We start from the raw sequence: 17,746 nt of genomic DNA on the forward strand, positions 1-17,746 counted from the left end.
GCGGCACTCCCACTGAGAGTACCGCTATATATTATTCTTCCTCGCGGATAGTCGTAACGCCAAAAACAAAATATACCACATGGCACACCCAAACCACTGCCACTGTTCTGCCTGCGCCTTCGTCACGGAGCACTTTGAGTATCACCGCTTCGTTAAGGCTGTCAAGATCGCTTGTCGGCTCGTCAAATATAGCGAACATCTTGTCCCTTGCCGCCATGCCGTTCATTGCAGCGTGAAAAAAGCTGCCTAACCTTCTCATTTGTATGAAAAAAAACAGCCGAGAGCATCAAACAAACAGTACAGCTTTTATAGCTATTTAGGAAAATACAGAGTAAATTCTGCACCCTTGTCAACCTCGCCATATGCTTCTATCCTGCCACCATGACGCTTTATTATGCGGTCTGCCGTGGCAAGCCCTATGCCGCTGCCTTCGTATTCTTCGTCAAGATGAAGCCGCTGAAAAACGCCGAAAAGCTTGTCAGCATATGCCATGTCAAACCCTGCGCCATTATCTCTGAAGGATATCACACCATAGCTTTCGTCAGGTATCGCAGACACTGTTATAACAGCATTCTGCCTGTGTCGGGTGAATTTGAAAGCATTCGTCATAAGATTTTTCACAAGCATTCTCACCAGCACATCATCACCGCTTATTTGCGGCAAACTACCCTCAATAAGTGTTATATTTCTCTCAGGCTCAGCGGACTTGCACTCATCGAAGATATCACTTACTAATTCATTCATATCAAGCGTTTCATATTCCGGCTCGATGCTGCACATTTTTGAGAAACTAAGAAGCCGTTCTATCATTGTGATAAGCTTTGCAGTCTTGCCCTCTATCATTGAAGCTATCTTCAATGCGTCCTCTGTGTTGCCTGCTCGTATGTCTTCTTTCAGCGTGTCTGCCAACATCTGCGTAACATTCAGCGGCGAACGCAGATCGTGAGATATTGCCGAACAAAACAGACTAAGCTCATTATTTGCCTCCTCAAGCTTTCTGCGCTTGCTGTATATTTCAAGGTGAGTTTTAACTCGTGCCAAAAGCTCCTCCTTTGTAAACGGCTTCACAACATAGTCACAGCACCCAAGCTCAAAGCCCTTTTTTATCACAGCAGGGTCGGATTCAGAAGTCATGAAGATAACAGGTATCTCCTTTGTTTCCTCACCAGATTTGAAATGCCTGCAAAGCTCCAGACCGTCCATGCCCTCCATTTTGATATCCAAAAGAACAAGGTGTGGCTTGCTATTTTCCATCATTTTTAGAGCCGCCTTTGCACTTGTCGCCCCAAGCACCCTGAAGCCCTCATTTCGCAGGATAGTGCCTGCAAAGGCGATATGCTCAGGCATATCGTCAACAATAAGTATCTCCGCTTTTTCAAACATTTCATCACCGCCTTGCCTAAAAAATGCTATTCCGTCATGAGTCTTTGTACCTCGTCCTTGTCTGCAAGCTTTGTTTCGTTTGCATAGATTATCTCGCCCTTTTCCATTACATAAAGCTTGTTGGTGTTTTCAAGAACAAAGTCCAAATACTGCTCCACAAGAAGCACTGTTATGCCTTTCCACTCGTTTATTTTCTGTATCGCCGCTCCGATATCCTGAATTATTGACGGCTGTATGCCCTCTGTAGGCTCGTCAAGAATAAGTATCTTCGGTTCTGCTGCGAGGGCTCTTGCAATTGCTAACTGCTGTTGCTGACCGCCTGAAAGGTCGCCGCCCTTACGCTTTGCAAACTTCGGCAGTATTGGAAAAAGGTCATAGATATAGTCAGGCACTTTGCCCTTTCCGCCCTTTGGCTGCAATCCAAGCTCGATATTTTCCTCAACTGTCATCCGTGAAAAAATATCACGTCCCTGTGGAACATAGCCTATGCCAAGCTTTACACGCTCATAGACAGGCTTTTTGATGATGTTCTCCCCGTCAAATATTATCTCGCCTTTTGGGGTCTTTACAATGCCCATTATGCTTTTGAGAGTGGTGCTTTTGCCAACGCCGTTTCTGCCGATAAGCCCCACTATCTTTCCCTTTTCCACCTCAAAGCTGAGGTTTTCTATAACACGGCTCTCACCATAATATGAGTCAACGTTTTTCAAGCTTAGCATTTTACTCGCCCCCTCTTCCAAGATAAACAGCCTGAACGGTCTTGTCTGCAAGCACGTCGCTGATGTTGCCCTCCATGAGCATTTTGCCCTCGTGAAGCACTGTTACGATATCAGCCGCCTGCTTTACAAAGTCCATATCATGTTCGATAACGATAATAGTGCAATCCTTTTTTATCTCCTTTAGTATCTCGCCCGTTCGGAAAGTTTCGGGCTTGCCCATGCCTGCGGCAGGCTCGTCAAGCATTATTATCTCAGGCTTCTGCACAAGCTGCATCGCTATCTCAAGCCACTGCTTCTGACCATGAGCAAGACTTCCTGCACGTTCTGACGCTTTATCCTCAAGTCCCACACGTTCAAGCGTAGAGCGGATATTTTCCATATCCTCCTTTAAGGGCTTTTTGAAAATGGAATCAAATATGCCCTTGTGACCCTTCAGGGAGAGTATCATGTTCTCCTCCACTGTGAGATTTACGAACACTGACGGCACCTGGAACTTTCTTCCCACGCCCTCCTGCACTATCTTATACTCTTTCATGCCTGTGAGCCTTACGGCTTCTCTGCCCTTGGGGTGGAAAATAACAGTGCCGGAGGTGGGCTTGGTCTTTGCGCAGATTATGTCAAGAAGCGTGGTCTTTCCTGCGCCGTTGGGTCCGATAAAAAAGTGTATGCTGTTGCGCATGACCTTTGTTCTCACCTCTGTGAGGGCGTAAAAGCCGTCAAAGGAAACGGAAATATTGTTTATTTCAAGAACAACGTCATTTGTCTTTGTAGCTGTAGCCATTTTACGCCGCCTCCTTTGCCTTGTCTTTGCCCTTTGTTTTAAGCTTGCGGAAAAGCGCAGGGAGCTGTTCGCTGACGATACCAACGATACCGCTCTTGAAGAATATGATAGTCACGCAGAACACTGCACCGATTATATACTGCCATATCTCAACCATGCTTCCTGAGCTGAGGTTATACTCGCAAAGATTGATAAGAAATGCACCGATAACAGCGCCTATTATCGTTCCTCTGCCTCCGACAGCTACCCATATTACCATTGTGATAGAATATGAAATAGTCATTTGTGACGGAGTAATGCTTCCGTTGAAGTTTACAAAAACTGCGCCTGCGATACCTGCCAGTGCCGCAGACAGCACATAGATAAAGTTCTTATATGCGCTTACCTTATAGCCTGAGAAGTATGTTCTGTTCTCACCGTCTCTAATAGCGATAAGAAGCTTACCGAACTTACGGCTAACAAGAAATCTTGACAGTGCAAAGATAAGTGTCATAAGGATAAGTGCAAGATAATAAAGCTTGAACATCTCGTTTCTGTGAAGATTGCCCTTGATGCTTCCGAAAATGGTCTTTATCTCTGTGATACCCACGTTTCCGTTCGTGTAGGTAGAAAGTGCGATAAAGATAGAATAAGCCGCCCATGTGAGTGCCTGTGAGATGATAGAGAAATAAACGCCCTTTACTCTGTTTTTAAAGATAAAATATCCGATAATAAACGCCACCACTGAGGGTACTGCTATAATAAGGATAAGGGTCAGAGCAAAGGAGTTGAAAGGCTTCCAGATAAGAGGAAGTTCATCAAGTCCGCCTATGTGCATGAAGTCTGTTATCTTGCCCCCTGTTTCTTGAAGCTTTAGATACATTGCCATGCAGTATCCACCAAGGGCAAAATAAAGTCCGTGACCAAGGCTCAGGATACCTGTATAGCCCCATATAAGGTCGATACCCATTGCGGCAATGGCGAACGCCATACACTTGCCGAGAAATATAACTGTAGATGAACCGGAGAGCATTCCGGCATTAAGAAGCAGCGGCATGATGCCAAGTATTATTGCTATTATAAGGAAGCTTATAGCAGCTCCCCTCTTTTTGAAAAATCTGCTTAGTTTCATTGACCGAAACACCTCCCTTACTCGTCAAGATTTCTGCTCTTGATAACGAAAAGTCCCTGCGGACGCTTCTGCAAAAAGATAATAACGATAAGCAGAACGATAGCTTTTGCGATAGTTGATGAAGTATAATTCTCTGTGAAAATGCTTGCAGAGCCTATTATCACAGAGCCGATAGCAGTACCAAGAAGCTTGCCAACGCCGCCGAGAACGACTGCCATAAAGCTGTTTACTATGTAGCTCTGACCAACTGTCGAGTCGATAGAACCAAGAAGCGCCACCGAGCAGCCTGCGATACCGGCAAGACCTGAGCCGATAGCAAAGGTGATGTTATCCACCTTGCGTGAGTTTATGCCCATACATTTTGCCATTGTTCTGTTTTGCATAACCGCTCTCATCTGCTTGCCGAAGTTTGACTTATACATAATAAACCACACCAGAAGCAGACAAAGCGCCACAAGAAGAATGATGAAAAGTCTGTTGTATGAGAATGTACAGCCGCCTATCTTTATTCCACCGTTCAGAAATGACGGTGCTGTTACGTTTACGCCCTGTGTGCCGAAAATGCTTCTTGCCGCCTGCTGTAAAATAAGGCTTATGCCCCATGTTGCAAGCAAGCTGTCTATCTCCCGCCCGTATAATCGGGAGATGATAAACTTTTCAAGCAAGCTTCCAAGAATGAACGTAACGCCGAATGCGGCAGGGATAGCAACAAAATAATAAACGTCACGAATGCTTACGGGACAGTATTTTACGAATATTTGCTGAACGACATATGTCGTATATGCGCCTATCATCACAAACTCTCCATGAGCCATGTTTATTACTCTCATAAGCCCGAAAGTTATTGCAAGACCGAGAGAAGTAAGTAGTATGATAGAACTAAGGCTTACGCCGTTGAACATAGTGTTTATAAAACGATCCATAGATTTTTGCCACGTCCTTTCGTGCCCTTAATAATGCACAGCCAAATTACTGACTGTGCATTAAAGGATACTTACAGAGGATTTATTATGAAATATGCTTATTCAAGAGGCTGGATCCCTGCCTTAACTGCCCATTCATAAGTTGAGAGATATGGGTCCGGAGCAACAGGGTCAGTTGCGTATATCTCGTTGATAAGTCCGTCATCGCCCACCTGACCGATCCTTACAGGCTTTACAAGGTGGTGATTGTCGCCCTGGATAGTTACAGTGCCTTCCAGTGCGTCAAAGGATATCTCACCTGATTCAACCGCCTTGATAACGTCCTCAGGCTCAAAGCTGTCTGCCTTTTCGCAGGCTGCTTTCCAAAGGTAAACTGCGTCATATGCGGCTTCCGCAGGGTCAGATGTTACTCTGTTCTCACCGTACGCGTCCTTATATGCCTTAACAAATTCCTTGTTCTTTTCTGTGTCTGTTGTCTGATAATAGTTCCATGATACCATGTGACCCTTAAGGATATCAGCGCCAATTGTAGCGACCTCTTCCTCTGCGATAGAGAATGACATTGTCATGTAATCCTTGCTTGTATAGTTCTTTTCAGACATCTGCTTGAAGAATGAAACGTTGCCTGTTCCGTTAAGAGTGTTGATGATAACGTCAGGCTTTGCAGCTTCGATCTTTGAGATGATAGCTGCAAAATCCGTCTGATCCATATCTGCATACTCTTCACCAACGGCTTTTGCACCCTTTGCTTCAAGCTGTGCGTTGATTATCATGTTCGCTGTTCTTGGGAAAACGTAGTCAGAGCCAAGGAGGAAGAACTTCTTATAGCCCTGATCAAGCAGATAATCGATAGCAGGAACGATCTGCTGGTTTGGCGCTGCGCCTGTGTATACGATATTCGATGAGCTTTCCATGCCCTCATACTGAACAGGATACCAAAGAAGTGAGCCGTATTCCTCAACAATAGGCTTAACAGCCTTTCTTGACGATGAAGTCCAGCAGCCGAAGATAGTTGAAACGCCCTCGCTGTCAATAAGCTTTTCAGCCTTTGTTGCAAAGGTTGACGGTTCGGAAGCTCCGTCCTCCTCGACGTATTCTATCTGCTTGCCGTTTACACCGCCTGCGGCATTTATCTCCTTGATAGCAAGCACCTCAGCGTCACGAACTGACTTTTCACTGATAGCCATTGAGCCTGTGAGGGAGTGAAGAAGTCCCACCTTAACTGTGTCGCCGTCGCCACTGCTTGAGCCTCCTCTTGAACCGCAGGCTGTGAGCATTGTTGCCGCCAGAGCCGCTGCTGAAAGCACCGCTAAAAATCTCTTCATTCTTGTCTTTTTCATAGTGTTTTCCTCCAATTCATTTTACTTTTCCATACTAAATGCAATAAAAAAATTGGCTCTCTGCTCTAAAGGGTATTTTCCCTTGACAGATAAACCAACTTCATTGTTGTAATATTAAGTTTTTTACCTAAAACAGACCAAGCTGCTTAAGCGCCTTATCATTTTCCGCTGTACCTTTTTTACCGAGTATATCCTCACCAAGCTTTATCTTCAGATACTGAATGATAAGCTCCGTGCATTTATCCATTCCCATACGGTCAGAATTAAGGGTCATATCATAAAGCACCGGATTTGTCCACGTTTCACCGCCTGTGTAATACTTGTAGTAATCGGCACGATAGCGGTCGGTCTGATAGATCATTCTGTGGGCTTCTTCCTCGGTGACACCAAGGCGTTCAATAACATTTTTTACGCAGAAAGCTCTTGGAGCTTCTATATACACGCTTACGGTGTTTTCATAGTCACGCAGCAGGTGATTTGCACATTTTCCAATGATAATGCAGGATTGCTGTTTGGCAAGCTCCTTGATTATCTTCGCCTGAATATTGTAAAGATTAACGTCGGAAATGAAGCTCTTGTCCGTCGGCTCAACGATATCGTCCTTGTTCGCAGACTTCATAAGTCTTTTGATAAGGTGGTAGCCCCTCAGCTTTTCGTCCACCTGAAAAAACAGATCCTTGTTTATTCCGCTGTAGTTTGAAGCCATGCTGAGTATCTGGCTTTCATAGCAAGGTATCCCAAGCTGTTTTGAAAGAGCAAGTCCGATCTGCTTTCCTCCGCTTCCGAAACCTCTTGCTATGGTAATAACGAAATTGTCCATTTCTATCACCTCCTGTGCTTATAGTATAGCACAAGGGTCAAAAGATAAAAACACTAAAAATCAGAGAAAATCCTATATTTTTCAGACAAGTCACAATGATTGTTTATACTGTGCAGGGGAAACGCCCGTTATCTCTTTAAACACCTTTGTGAAATAGTCTGCACTTGAATAGCCAAGCTCCTCGCTTATCTCATAGGCCTTCATTCCGCTTTGCCGCAAAAGCTTTTTGGCGTATTCTATTTTCACAAGGGTGCTGAATTTGCTGAAGCTTTCCCCTATCTGCCGCCTGAAAAGTTTGCCGAAATAGTCACGGCTGAAGCCAAAATGCTCCGCCGCCTGCTCAACTGAGATATCCCGACAGCTTGTATTTGAAAAATATGTGCAGATATCCTGAGTAAAGCTGTCTCCGCTACTTTTGCCCACGGCTTCAAGTGCCGAAAGCACATAGTCTGAGCAGGTGTTTTCAACCTTCTTCTCTTCAAGCTTTTCGGTTACACGTCTTAGCATATCTCCAAGCTTTTGCTCATTGACTGGCTTTAAAAGATAGTCAAACGCCCCAAGCACAAGCCCTTTTCGTGCATATTCAAACTCGTCATATGAGCTTATGAAAGCCACTGCCACATCTATGCCAAGCTCGTTTATCTTTCCAAGAAGCTCTATGCCGTCAATAAACGGCATTCTTATATCCGTCAGCACAAGGTCAAAATCTTCGGATCTAAGCACAGCAAGAGCGTCCTTGCCGTTTGACACCTCTTTTGCTATAACAAAGCCACATTCTTTCCACACTGACATTCGTGAGTAGATAAAACGCATATCTGCGTCGTCCTCCGCCAAAAGTATCTTATACACACTTGTCACCTCCATAGATCCTCAGACTGTGTGATGCTTAGAAGATCATATCTGTTTATGTATTCTTCAAGCCGCCTGAAATTCGTCTTTTTCATAAACTTCTTGAACTCTGCCCTGTGCTGTTGAAAATATTCTGCCACAGAGATATCAAAGGCTTTGCAACGGTCTAAAAGCCCTTTTACAAGCTGTGAGTTTTTCTGATCATCTGCATTCTGCGGACTGCTGTCATCATCAAGCTGCAAAAATTTCTCAAGCCTGCTCACAGCCTTATGCCACTGTTCCTCAAAATCTTTTGTATCAGCATTTTGCAGTGCATCAGTTTTAAGAGTATCGTTTAGCGCCTTTGCGCTTTCATGAAGCCGTCTGCAGCAGAGATTGCCCGAAAGCCCCATAATGTCATGGAGAATTATCCGTGCGTTCATATAGCTTCCCGCTTCGATATGCTGGCAGATATATTTCTGGTCGTTTCCGTGGTCGGAAATAAAACGCTTTATTATATCAAAAAGTATGCTTTTGCTGCCGCCCAAAGCGTCAAGGCAGGCAACGCAGTCAAACACTTCGTCACCCTGCTCAACAGTTATTTCGGGCATTTCACGCCTTATGTGCAAATGCTTGTATATCATTTTTCTCAGATCATCAGGTCGGAAAGGCTTCGAGATATAGCCGTCCATGCCTGCTTCATAGGCTTTTTGCTCTATGCCCGAAACAACGTCGGCAGTAAGAGCGATTATTGGCGTAAGTCTGAAATCAGGAAGTTCTCTTATGTGTCTTGCTGTTTCATAGCCGTCCATATCAGGCATATGAAGGTCAAGAATTATCATATCAGGACTATGACCAAGGCAATATTCTATAGCCTTTGAGCCGCTGTCGGCGGTATCCACCTGCAAGCCGTATGTACCTAATATCTCGCTTTCGATATCCAGGTTCACACTGTTGTCGTCCACCAACAAAATTACCGTTTTTTCAACAAGCACGCCCTGAGAAGTATCATTTTCGCTCTGCACCTGTGACGGCTCTGCGACATCAAACGGCATAAGAAAGCTAAAGCACGAGCCTTTTCCAAGCTGAGATGTAACCTCGATGCTATATTTACCACCGCTTGCCGCCTTGACGATAGATTGCGAGATAGGGAGCCCCAGACCTGTTCCTCCGTGACGTCTTGTCACTCCTGCGTCGCTTTGGATAAAAGGTTCAAAAATGCTCTCAAGCCTGTCTTGGGGTATGCCCTCCCCTGAGTCTGAAACACTGAACTTGATAACAACGCTTTTGTCCTTTATTTCCTGACATTTACAGTCAAAGGCCACCTCGCCCCTGTCGGTGAACTTCACCGCATTTCCGATAAGATTTACAATCACCTGCCTCAATCGCAAAGGGTCGCCGCTGATGCAATTCGGCAAATCCCCCGATATATCAAGACGCAATGGGATATCCTTTGCTATGGCTGTGCTTTCCATTATGGAATAGGTGTCGCTTATAAGCTTCACCAGGTCAAAATCGGTGTATTCGAGTTGCAAGCTTCCCGACTCTATTTTGGAAAAGTCAAGAACGTTATTTATAAGACCAAGAAGATTTTCTGAGGCTGTGTTTATATTAGTGCAATATCTCTTCTGAGCATCATTAAGACTGGTATTTGAAAGCATATAAAGATAGCCTGTGATAGCATTAAGCGGCGTGCGAAGCTCATGGCTCATTTGTGCAAGAAAATCACTTTTTGCACTGTTCGCCCTGTCTGCTTCTTCTTTAGCCTGCCGCATTTGTGCCTCGGCTGTTTCACGCTTTTTAAGCTCATTTTGAAGTATCTGCGAAAGGCGGTTGAAAAGCTCGCCAAATCGAAAAAGCTCATACGCTCCCTTTGGTGACACACGAACGTTTGAAAGGTCAAATTCGGCAGAATTTTCATTACGCTTTGAAAGGCTCTCAGAGTAGTCGTTTATAGGTCTGACATAAAGGCTTTCAAAAACTATCAGTACTATGCCCACAATAACTAGCACGCTCGCTGAACACACAAGCTGTATCACCAGTGCAGTTTCACGTCCTGCGGCAGCGCTTTCCACCTCTGCATCAAGACGTTTATTAAGAGCCTGACGAAAGCGTTCTATAGGCGACATTATCATGGTTTTAGAATCGTTATAAAAGCTGTCATAAAGTATCTCGCGGGAACGCTCTTTCATTTCATCAGGGCTAAGTCCGCTGTATTCCTCAGGCAGGGGCGTATCCTCCACAATGGAAACATACTCAGCCAATCTGCCGCCCTTGCTGTCGCCAAACTGTTTCGCTGTTATGCCTTTTGCAGTGAGCATAAGCTTCATTGACACTGTTTCGGTCTTTATGAGAGTATCAGAAAACTTTTTGGCTTCCGCAAGAAGCGCAGTTTCGTTCTCTGGGGGGTCAAGGGCGGAAAGGCTGTTTATAACACGATCACGAGTCTTTTCCTCATAGACCTCATACCAATAGTTGTAAAGGTGTTCGATATCCCCTGTTACGGAGAATTTTCTAGCTTCATCGGTAAGATAATCGGAAGCGTCCGCAAGCTCCTGTCCAAGATCAGAAAGCTCTCCCCTGTTTGATTGTGCGGTATTTTCTCTGTTGATACACTGAGTCATATATCTGCTGCTCATTAAAGTAAGAGCCGTAATAAGAAGAAACACCACAACTGCACAAATGGTGATATTGCGGCTTTTGAGCGCACTTCTGTCCTTCTTTTCATTGACTTTCACAGAAAACACCCCCACAAAAAAATAAAAAACGCCCCGTGAAAATTACACGGAGCGTCATTGCTCTTAAATTATTACCTAAAAATTATATCATATTTTTGCAGTTTTGTCAACTGTTGTGGAATTTTGGCTATTTCAACTTTGCTTGTGATAAATTAAAATCTTTGCTTAAGAAAAGACTTAACGAGAAAAGAACAAGAATAGGGGAAGGTATAGACATCACTGTCATGCCCAATATTTCCATGCTTTAACTTTATACCAAAACTTATATCTTCGTATTTATCGGAGAATATAAGTATTTTCATTGATTTCATTTTGAGATTTCACTTCAATGGGAACAAGATTATTAGCAGTGCGCAAGAAAAAGTCTTGTTCCAATTAGCAATTATCTTTTCCGTCATTTCATCAAGTGAACTGAACGGTCTGTGATCAAAACCTATTATGTTCTTGTGTCCGATATGCAGGTCTGACGTATAAAATTTTTTTGGTGCTAAAATATTCGATGATTCTGACAAAACATCCACCTGCTTTGGGTCATTATACTGCTCCATTTTCTTCGTGTTCAGCGGAATAAGTATTTATACACTTTCTGAACGTCCCCCAGGTCAATTTCCAAATCACTGGTATATGTACGACATCATCCTTAAATGTAACACTGCCGGGCAAGACCACATAGTCCACCGCCGGGTATCTGTCGTCCGATAATGCGGCCGACACTGTGCATTTCCTAACAGGTTCACTTTCACACGTTATCTCTACTATACAATTAATGTCAAAGCAATCTAAAAATTCTTCTAATCGCATTGCATTTTTCCTTCTTTCTTTTCTGCCGTAAGGGTTTTTATTGCGTCTATTATTTCTCCAGTCCTCGTGTACCAATTTACAAGCTCATTCTTTTCTATAAGATCTCGTATGATCGGCTTGACCACAGGATAATAATCGTTTCGTATGCATATGTGATTGCCAAAGCCCTCATATAAGTGCGTATAATTTTCCGGTGGCTTTGTGTGCTTGAAGTTCCTTTCGTCCTTACTGAGGTAGAACACGAACTCAGTTCTGCATGATTCATCTGATTCAGGACCATTCCAATAGCAATCATCTAACGCAGGAAAATACTCCTTGACCTTTGAATATGGCATTTCTTCAGAAAAGAAAAGCGAGAACTCCTCACCTTCGGCTGTGATAAATTCCATAAGATTGCCGACCCCCATAGCACCAGGCTCGGCAAGAGTAAAGAACGCTATGTCTTTAAACATTTCCTTTGTATATTCTTGATTTTTTACGTTTGCCAATTTCATATCCACCTTTCATATCACTCTTCATAACCATATGGTTCTAATGGTATTTGCCAGTTTTCCGTTACTTGATAATATTCATCTTTGTCAGTATCGACCAGCAGTATGGGGAGTATGCCGTTTGTCAGCACATCGCCGTCAATATAAATGTGGCTATCTCCATCGTAATATATATCGTGAAAATCGCTGTCGTCTGCGATCTCAGAGGTGTATATATGCCCTGCCACGACTTTCTTATCAAGCCCAGCTATCTTGCCAAGCTGATGTGGATATTTTTGCAAAATTCATATTCGCTTGTTTCCCACTTCCACTCATCGGCTGCTTCTTCGTTGATACCTGCGTGGACAAATATCGTATTGCCCTCAACATAATACTTCGGCAAATTTTCCATCCAGCGGATATATTTAGTATCGCAATGGTCTTGATCACTTAAATAGCCTACATACACATTGTCGATACTAGAAAAGCCCTCCAGCACAAAATCTTCGTGATTTCCCATTAGTGTGATAACTTTATCTGTTCCGTATTTCGCCTGTAGATTCATTATCTTATCAAACACCTGTCGACTTTCATCGCCGCCGTGGATATAGTCGCCAAGCAAGACAAGCTTTGTATCCGGCTCTTCAAGATGTTCCAAAATGATATCCAGCGCATAAAGAAAAGGTATAAAACAGCCGTGTATATCGCTTATTGCATATATTTTCAATAAATATGACCTCCTATATTATAATTTTCTCATCAAAGTCCCAGATCGCTGATATCAAGCAGCGTTCTTTTCTGGCGGTGATCGTTTTTTATGGTCTCAAAACAGTATACCAAAAGCTCTTTACTATCTTCATCTGCAAGATATTCTTTGTACTTTTCTCTGATGTCGGCAAGAGAGAATTTTATACATATAGGCTTCTCGTTCTCGTTACATTTTTCAACCAGCAGATAGCCTTTTATCTTGCAGGCGTCGGAAAAGCGTTGTGCGTCAAATATGCGCATTTTATCACGGACTTCACAGGCAAGCAAGTTGAGCAGATATTCGTCAGAAACAGTTTTCGCTGCCGCATAGTCACATCTGCCAAGCGTTCCTGTGCCGTTTCTAAAAAGCCCCAAAGCCTTATGAACGTTCGGTTCGATCTTTTTGCGGATATCCTCAGCTGTTAAATTTGATGAGTCACGCTCGCTTAAATGCTCTCTGTAAAGCTTGTGGAAAAGCTCAGCATTGGGGTCTTTCATAAATCTTTGCACGGCGTTATCGACTTCTTCCCTGCCCTCTTCATCATAGAACATATAGCGCATATCTAGTTTATCTGCCACATCTTCTGCTAAGATCAGCATTTTCTCAATATCTGTTTCAGTAATAAATTTCACTTGCCATTGCACCTCATTGTATTGCCTAAAGACTGCAAAAACTGATATCTTGCGCATAATTCGGCGCTGTGGTATAGGCTATTATGTCTTTGCCAAACCTTTCCTTGTTCCAATAAACGCCGAGCCATTCTTTACTTCCATTGTTTTCTCTGAATACCAGATAATGTTCATCTGCTTCGTGAATGCGCACTCCTGCATATACCATCATTTCGCTTCTCACGGCTCTTGCAAATATTTTCAAAAGATACTCATCGCAAACGCTTTGTGCGGCGGCATATACAGCAGGAACACCGTGGTGAAAGATCAGTCTGCCATCTCTAAATAGTCTGACAGCGATATCGTTTATCTGCTCAGTCGCTTCGAGTATCTCTGCGCAGGAATATTCTTCAACCTCGGTGATCATAACGTCTCTTCGACAAAGAGATACAAGCAGCGGAACATTATGAAGATATCTGGAAGTGTGATATATCATCAGATCTCTGACGATCGTCTGGGCTAGGTCATACATCTTGTCGATATCTTTTTCCGTGATATAGTTTATCTCTTTACAAACGTTTTCAAGGTAAGCACGTGAATAGAAAATATCCTCATCATTAAAAGCTTTGATAGTATTCTGTATCTGTTTCTCAGAAAAACCAAAATACGTCATCTCATATAAAACCAACGCTGTGAATTTAACATCACCATACTTTGCAATGCTTGCTTCATCGACGGTATAACCTAAGACCTCATCCCAAGGAACCGCCTCTATGCTGTAAGTTTCGTTATTCGATCTATCGAGCAGATAAACATTATAAAAATTTTCGCCCTCTTCCTGTGCTTCTTTAAGCTCCTCAATATATAAAACTTCATTGTCCGATTTGTTGGGAGTTATCTGAGGCAAAGCCTTTATAGTCTCTCTTATCCTCTGATTGGCAGAGCATTTTTCAGAGCTTTTGATCATCGCTAAAAATTCGCTGACAACCTTAAATTCATCGCAGCTTTGGAGCACTTGATAAAAGTACATCATATCTCCCCCATTATCAGTCTGAATCATTCATGTCAATAACATAATCATTTATCGAAAGCCACGCCACTATATTTTCTTTCCCCATATAGAAACACCCCTGTTTGAAATACCCTGGCTCATCATCTGGGTTGTAGGCATGCGAATGCCAAGTTGCTACGTCTAACCCGCCATTCTTATATAGCACGACACAGCCTGTCATATCCTCTGGTTTTTTCTCCTTTAAATTTATAAACTCCGACAATGGAATATTCAACTTCTTCTTTGACATTAAAATAACCTCTCCTCTTATAATCACATATCCTACAACTCATTCATATAGTTTTGTGTGTATTTACCCCAACAGCTTAGCATTTCATCATCTGAAAACTTCCCGTCATATAGATAGTCCTTCAGCTTCCTTTCCGCCTTTACAATCTCATCCAGGTTCGTTATATTCTTTGGGTCGCTCTTTATTACTTCAAATATTCTTTTCAAAGCGTGTGTGTAGCCCTTTTGACCATAGGCTTTCCTACCTTCTGCCCTTATCTTTGGTTGTAAATTATGTGTAACTATATGTGAGACAGTTTCATCTATCCAGGACATCTGGTGATTAAAAGACATTCCCAAAAAGCTAACCTGAACACGACCGCTTTCCATGTTGCCCACTCCTTTCATACTCATCTTCTCTATATTTATAGTATAACACGCTTTCGCCGTTACGTCTAGTACGTTATTTGTCACATATCAAACTATTTATAATTCAACAAACGGCACTTATAGTGCCGTAATAATGATCACGGTATAATCAAAACAAGCGTATACCAAATCGGTATACGCTCGTTTTGTCAAAAAGCTATTACTCTGAAATATATTTTTCAGCCTTTTCCTTGAATCTCTCGTGGATTTCTTGATTTCTTTCTTCGACAACTTCGTCAATAAGCTGTGAAAATGTATTATTGATATTTACCTTGAGAAGTTCCTGCGTCTTTGTTGACAGAAAATAATCAAAGCATATCTCGGAAATGCATTTGAAAATATGTTCGTATTTTTCTTCAGGCTTCATACTATCCCAGCCTTTTTCCGCACACTGCGAAATCATAGCTCATATCGTCCCTGTCAGGAGAACTGTAGCCAAACTCCTCCGGAACATCAGGCACGCCCTGCTGTGCTTCGCTTTCAAAAGGGGGTGGAACAAACTCTGCTTTGGGCTTTGTCTGCGGTCTGCAAAGTGCATATATCATAACAAGCAGCGTCACCGCAAAGCAAACCGCCAGCACAGATACTATCAATTTGCCGTCATCTTTTTTGCTTATTCATCATGAGACCCCTGAATCGTCAAAACTTATTATCTTCTCTGCGATTTTTCCGCAACTATCCAGTTTTCACCGCTCTGAGTTATAGTAAACTTCTCGCTGTCAACAAAGTCGGTCGGGTCAAAATTATATGTGCCTGCAAGAACGTGAGGCAGATATTTGCTGTTTGGATTTTTGTAGATCGTACTTGAAATATTTGTAGTACCGCTGATATTTACTGTACCTGTATTATTGATAACTACGCTTTTATTCGCATCTTCATTTGTAAGAGTGCAGTCAGTTATATTTGCAGTACCCCTCGAAACATAAACAGGAGTATATTTTGTGGATATCTTACAGCCTATAAGATTTGTTGTGCCGCCCTGCACCATTATCGGACCTTCGTCGCCGTTAAGAGTGCCGTTTTTGATAGTACAATCTGCGCCATTGTTCATTATCTGTCCTGTGATAGTGTGACCGTTAAGGTCGAGTTCGATAACAGTGTTCTTTTTGCAGTTTATGCGGCTTTTCAGTGTGATATCGTCATCAAGCTTTATCTTTCCGCCTGCTGCCACTGCGCTAACAAGGTCGTTATATGATGAAACTGTTTTTACATCTGTATCTGCATTTTCCGAAGCTTCTGCAATATTTACCGCTACGTTTCCTACTTTTGTAAGAGCGGTAACATCTGATGAAGCTCGCCGCTTAGGGTAAGAGCCGTGCTTACTGTAAGGCTTTCATCATTAACAGCCTTGCCCTCGGCTGTGGGTATGGTAAATTCGTCATTTGTGAATGTGCCTTTTACAACGCTGTATTCATCAAGAGGCTGGTATGTAAAATCAACGTCGATTGCCGCATTGGAATGGTTTGTAACGCTTATATCATTGCCCTTTGCAGACCATTCGCACTTGGTATCAATGTCATATTCGTGGGTTTTAGCGTTCCAAGTCTTTGTTCCGTTCACGCTGTATGTGAACTCCATTTCGCCCCACACAACGTCGGCACTGATAGTTTTTGAAGTCTTGATATCCTCAACATACTTTGCATTTACGCCGATATCCTTTTTGATGTCAGCGTCATCAGCCGCCGCTGCAAACGCCGCCGTGCTGAGTGTTGCCACAAGTGCAAATGCCATTGTGATAGAAATTGTCTTTTTCATAAGTGAGTTCTCCTTTTTTATAATTGATTTTTTTTACTTACATATTTGGTGTTTCGCCGTATCCGTCCCACCTGCCGTCAAGTCCAATATACCGTCCGTCAATAGTGGTGTTCTTTGCTATTGAACCGTCTCAGTCAAAATAGTACCAATCGTCATTCACTTTGACCCAATCTGAGTGCAATTTTCCGTCATCACCAGAATAACGCCCATCATTTCCACCGTCATTGAACCAACCTCTGACAAGCTTGCCGTCTTCATCGGCATAATACCATTCATTTCCGCCGTCCTTAAACCAACCTGTGACCAATTTGCCGTTCTTATCATAATAGTACCAATCGCCGGTTTCCTCATCCTTATACCAGCCTGTTATCGTACTGTCGCCTGCATCTCCCGAATCATCGGTAGTGACATTCACTGTAACAGTGCCGATAGTCTTGCTTTCAAAATGCTCTGTTGGTTTACCTGACAGGCTCAACTTACAATTCTTACTTTCTGAGATAGGCACTATTAGCTCACTGCTTGAAAAATAGCCTTTTATCTCGTCCATGCCCTCTGCTTGTTTGTATGAAAAATCCGCCATAACACCCACATTCCCTGTGTTTGTCAAAGTAAAATTTCCGCCGCTGTCAGACCAACCGCCACCTTTATATGAGTGGGTCTCAGGATCCCACTGCCCGTCTGTATAGGTAAACTCCAAAGAGTCCCAAGTGATGTCGATGCTCACCTGCACTTTTGAGTCAGAATTATCCGCAGATGCAGAAACAGACACTAACAACGCCGTGGCAATTCCCATAGCTGCAAAAAAAGCTTTTACCTTTTTATCCATATTTCACCTCTCTTCATCTGACATTATGACAGTCGCCATAGTGTCCGCCATTGCTCACTCAACTGTTTCAGTATCATAGCTCATCGTCTGCACAAGCACTTTCGCTGAGTTTTCTATTACTCTCATTTTCATTGTTTAACAAGCATCTCTAATTAACAGCATGAATATTTATAATAATTATCTATGA

Annotated in this window: 21 protein-coding genes and 1 pseudogene; all 22 read right to left on the reverse strand. The window is 42.9% G+C overall.

Annotation, left to right across the window (positions count from 1 at the left end):
• Positions 1–31 precede the first annotated feature (31 nt).
• Positions 32–271, reverse strand: a pseudogene (locus DW793_RS06690) (hypothetical protein); the annotation flags it as partial.
• A 41-nt stretch (positions 272–312) separates the two neighbouring features.
• Positions 313–1,383 carry a hybrid sensor histidine kinase/response regulator gene (locus DW793_RS06695; protein ID WP_117876787.1) on the reverse strand — a complete coding sequence of 357 codons (1,071 nt, stop codon included), beginning with the start codon at positions 1,381–1,383 and terminating at the stop codon, positions 313–315.
• A 26-nt stretch (positions 1,384–1,409) separates the two neighbouring features.
• Positions 1,410–2,102 carry an urea ABC transporter ATP-binding subunit UrtE gene (urtE, locus tag DW793_RS06700; RefSeq protein ID WP_118157435.1) on the reverse strand — a complete coding sequence of 231 codons (693 nt, stop codon included), beginning with the start codon at positions 2,100–2,102 and terminating at the stop codon, positions 1,410–1,412.
• 1 nt (position 2,103) lies between these two features.
• Positions 2,104–2,883, reverse strand: coding sequence for an urea ABC transporter ATP-binding protein UrtD (gene urtD / locus DW793_RS06705; protein WP_118157436.1), 780 nt, complete (start codon positions 2,881–2,883; stop codon positions 2,104–2,106).
• A 1-nt stretch (position 2,884) separates the two neighbouring features.
• On the reverse strand, positions 2,885–3,994 hold the full coding sequence (gene urtC / locus DW793_RS06710) for an urea ABC transporter permease subunit UrtC (protein ID WP_118157437.1): 1,110 nt from the start codon (positions 3,992–3,994) through the stop codon (positions 2,885–2,887).
• A 17-nt stretch (positions 3,995–4,011) separates the two neighbouring features.
• Complete coding sequence (gene urtB / locus DW793_RS06715; protein ID WP_118157438.1) at positions 4,012–4,917, reverse strand: urea ABC transporter permease subunit UrtB; 906 nt, start codon at positions 4,915–4,917, stop codon at positions 4,012–4,014.
• Positions 4,918–5,015: 98 nt separating this feature from the next.
• Positions 5,016–6,257 (reverse strand): urea ABC transporter substrate-binding protein, encoded by a 1,242-nt coding sequence (gene urtA, locus DW793_RS06720; protein ID WP_118157439.1) that lies wholly within the window; start codon positions 6,255–6,257, stop codon positions 5,016–5,018.
• Positions 6,258–6,384: 127 nt separating this feature from the next.
• On the reverse strand, positions 6,385–7,077 hold the full coding sequence (locus tag DW793_RS06725; protein WP_118157440.1) for a cytidylate kinase-like family protein: 693 nt from the start codon (positions 7,075–7,077) through the stop codon (positions 6,385–6,387).
• A gap of 90 nt (positions 7,078–7,167) precedes the next feature.
• On the reverse strand, positions 7,168–7,926 hold the full coding sequence (locus DW793_RS06730) for a response regulator transcription factor (RefSeq protein WP_181982532.1): 759 nt from the start codon (positions 7,924–7,926) through the stop codon (positions 7,168–7,170).
• Between the two features lie 5 nt (positions 7,927–7,931).
• Positions 7,932–10,643 carry a response regulator gene (locus tag DW793_RS06735; RefSeq protein ID WP_118157441.1) on the reverse strand — a complete coding sequence of 904 codons (2,712 nt, stop codon included), beginning with the start codon at positions 10,641–10,643 and terminating at the stop codon, positions 7,932–7,934.
• Positions 10,644–11,434: 791 nt separating this feature from the next.
• Positions 11,435–11,932, reverse strand: a complete 498-nt coding sequence (locus DW793_RS06750; protein WP_118125300.1) for a hypothetical protein — start codon at positions 11,930–11,932, stop codon at positions 11,435–11,437.
• A 20-nt stretch (positions 11,933–11,952) separates the two neighbouring features.
• Entirely contained in the window at positions 11,953–12,216 is a 264-nt protein-coding gene (locus tag DW793_RS15275; RefSeq protein WP_252969713.1) for a hypothetical protein, read from the reverse strand.
• Positions 12,183–12,641, reverse strand: coding sequence for a metallophosphoesterase (locus DW793_RS06755; protein WP_252969714.1), 459 nt, complete (start codon positions 12,639–12,641; stop codon positions 12,183–12,185). Before DW793_RS06755 ends, DW793_RS15275 begins: the two co-directional genes overlap by 34 nt.
• Positions 12,642–12,673: 32 nt before the next feature.
• Positions 12,674–13,294 carry a hypothetical protein gene (locus DW793_RS06760; protein ID WP_118125296.1) on the reverse strand — a complete coding sequence of 207 codons (621 nt, stop codon included), beginning with the start codon at positions 13,292–13,294 and terminating at the stop codon, positions 12,674–12,676.
• Between the two features lie 25 nt (positions 13,295–13,319).
• Complete coding sequence (locus DW793_RS06765; protein WP_118125294.1) at positions 13,320–14,300, reverse strand: DUF6557 family protein; 981 nt, start codon at positions 14,298–14,300, stop codon at positions 13,320–13,322.
• A gap of 16 nt (positions 14,301–14,316) precedes the next feature.
• On the reverse strand, positions 14,317–14,571 hold the full coding sequence (locus DW793_RS06770; RefSeq protein WP_118125292.1) for a hypothetical protein: 255 nt from the start codon (positions 14,569–14,571) through the stop codon (positions 14,317–14,319).
• Between the two features lie 32 nt (positions 14,572–14,603).
• Complete coding sequence (locus tag DW793_RS06775) at positions 14,604–14,939, reverse strand: hypothetical protein (protein ID WP_117876758.1); 336 nt, start codon at positions 14,937–14,939, stop codon at positions 14,604–14,606.
• A 199-nt stretch (positions 14,940–15,138) separates the two neighbouring features.
• Positions 15,139–15,381 carry a hypothetical protein gene (locus tag DW793_RS06780; RefSeq protein ID WP_147340424.1) on the reverse strand — a complete coding sequence of 81 codons (243 nt, stop codon included), beginning with the start codon at positions 15,379–15,381 and terminating at the stop codon, positions 15,139–15,141.
• A complete protein-coding gene (locus tag DW793_RS06785) occupies positions 15,347–15,571 on the reverse strand; it encodes a hypothetical protein (RefSeq protein ID WP_118157443.1) in 225 nt (74 codons plus the stop codon). Before DW793_RS06785 ends, DW793_RS06780 begins: the two co-directional genes overlap by 35 nt.
• Before the next feature lie 56 nt (positions 15,572–15,627).
• Positions 15,628–16,149, reverse strand: a complete 522-nt coding sequence (locus DW793_RS06790; protein ID WP_118157444.1) for a hypothetical protein — start codon at positions 16,147–16,149, stop codon at positions 15,628–15,630.
• Positions 16,150–16,238: 89 nt separating this feature from the next.
• Positions 16,239–16,733: a hypothetical protein gene (locus DW793_RS06795; RefSeq protein WP_118157445.1), complete on the reverse strand. Its 495-nt coding sequence runs from the start codon at positions 16,731–16,733 to the stop codon at positions 16,239–16,241.
• 130 nt (positions 16,734–16,863) lie between these two features.
• Positions 16,864–17,559, reverse strand: a complete 696-nt coding sequence (locus tag DW793_RS06800) for a hypothetical protein (RefSeq protein WP_118157446.1) — start codon at positions 17,557–17,559, stop codon at positions 16,864–16,866.
• Between the last annotated feature and the right edge of the window lie 187 nt (positions 17,560–17,746).

It is taken from the genome of Ruminococcus sp. AM31-15AC, assembly GCF_003462045.1.
In the GTDB taxonomy this organism is placed as follows: domain Bacteria; phylum Bacillota; class Clostridia; order Oscillospirales; family Ruminococcaceae; genus Hominimerdicola; species Hominimerdicola aceti.

Excerpts from the sequence above, each read along its gene's own strand:
- urtA (WP_118157439.1), bottom strand. The coding sequence starts at position 6,257 with ATGAAAAAGACAAGAATGAAGAGATTTTTAGCGGTGCTTTCAGCAGCG.
- urtB (WP_118157438.1), bottom strand. The coding sequence starts at position 4,917 with ATGGATCGTTTTATAAACACTATGTTCAACGGCGTAAGCCTTAGTTCT.
- urtE (WP_118157435.1), bottom strand. The coding sequence starts at position 2,102 with ATGCTAAGCTTGAAAAACGTTGACTCATATTATGGTGAGAGCCGTGTT.
- DW793_RS06795 (WP_118157445.1), bottom strand. The coding sequence starts at position 16,733 with ATGAAAAAGACAATTTCTATCACAATGGCATTTGCACTTGTGGCAACA.
- DW793_RS06770 (WP_118125292.1), bottom strand. The coding sequence starts at position 14,571 with ATGTCAAAGAAGAAGTTGAATATTCCATTGTCGGAGTTTATAAATTTA.
- DW793_RS06695 (WP_117876787.1), bottom strand. The coding sequence starts at position 1,383 with ATGTTTGAAAAAGCGGAGATACTTATTGTTGACGATATGCCTGAGCAT.
- DW793_RS06800 (WP_118157446.1), bottom strand. The coding sequence starts at position 17,559 with ATGGATAAAAAGGTAAAAGCTTTTTTTGCAGCTATGGGAATTGCCACG.
- DW793_RS06725 (WP_118157440.1), bottom strand. The coding sequence starts at position 7,077 with ATGGACAATTTCGTTATTACCATAGCAAGAGGTTTCGGAAGCGGAGGA.
- urtD (WP_118157436.1), bottom strand. The coding sequence starts at position 2,883 with ATGGCTACAGCTACAAAGACAAATGACGTTGTTCTTGAAATAAACAAT.
- urtC (WP_118157437.1), bottom strand. The coding sequence starts at position 3,994 with ATGAAACTAAGCAGATTTTTCAAAAAGAGGGGAGCTGCTATAAGCTTC.
- DW793_RS06780 (WP_147340424.1), bottom strand. The coding sequence starts at position 15,381 with ATGATTTCGCAGTGTGCGGAAAAAGGCTGGGATAGTATGAAGCCTGAA.
- DW793_RS06765 (WP_118125294.1), bottom strand. The coding sequence starts at position 14,300 with ATGTACTTTTATCAAGTGCTCCAAAGCTGCGATGAATTTAAGGTTGTC.
- DW793_RS06775 (WP_117876758.1), bottom strand. The coding sequence starts at position 14,939 with ATGGAAAGCGGTCGTGTTCAGGTTAGCTTTTTGGGAATGTCTTTTAAT.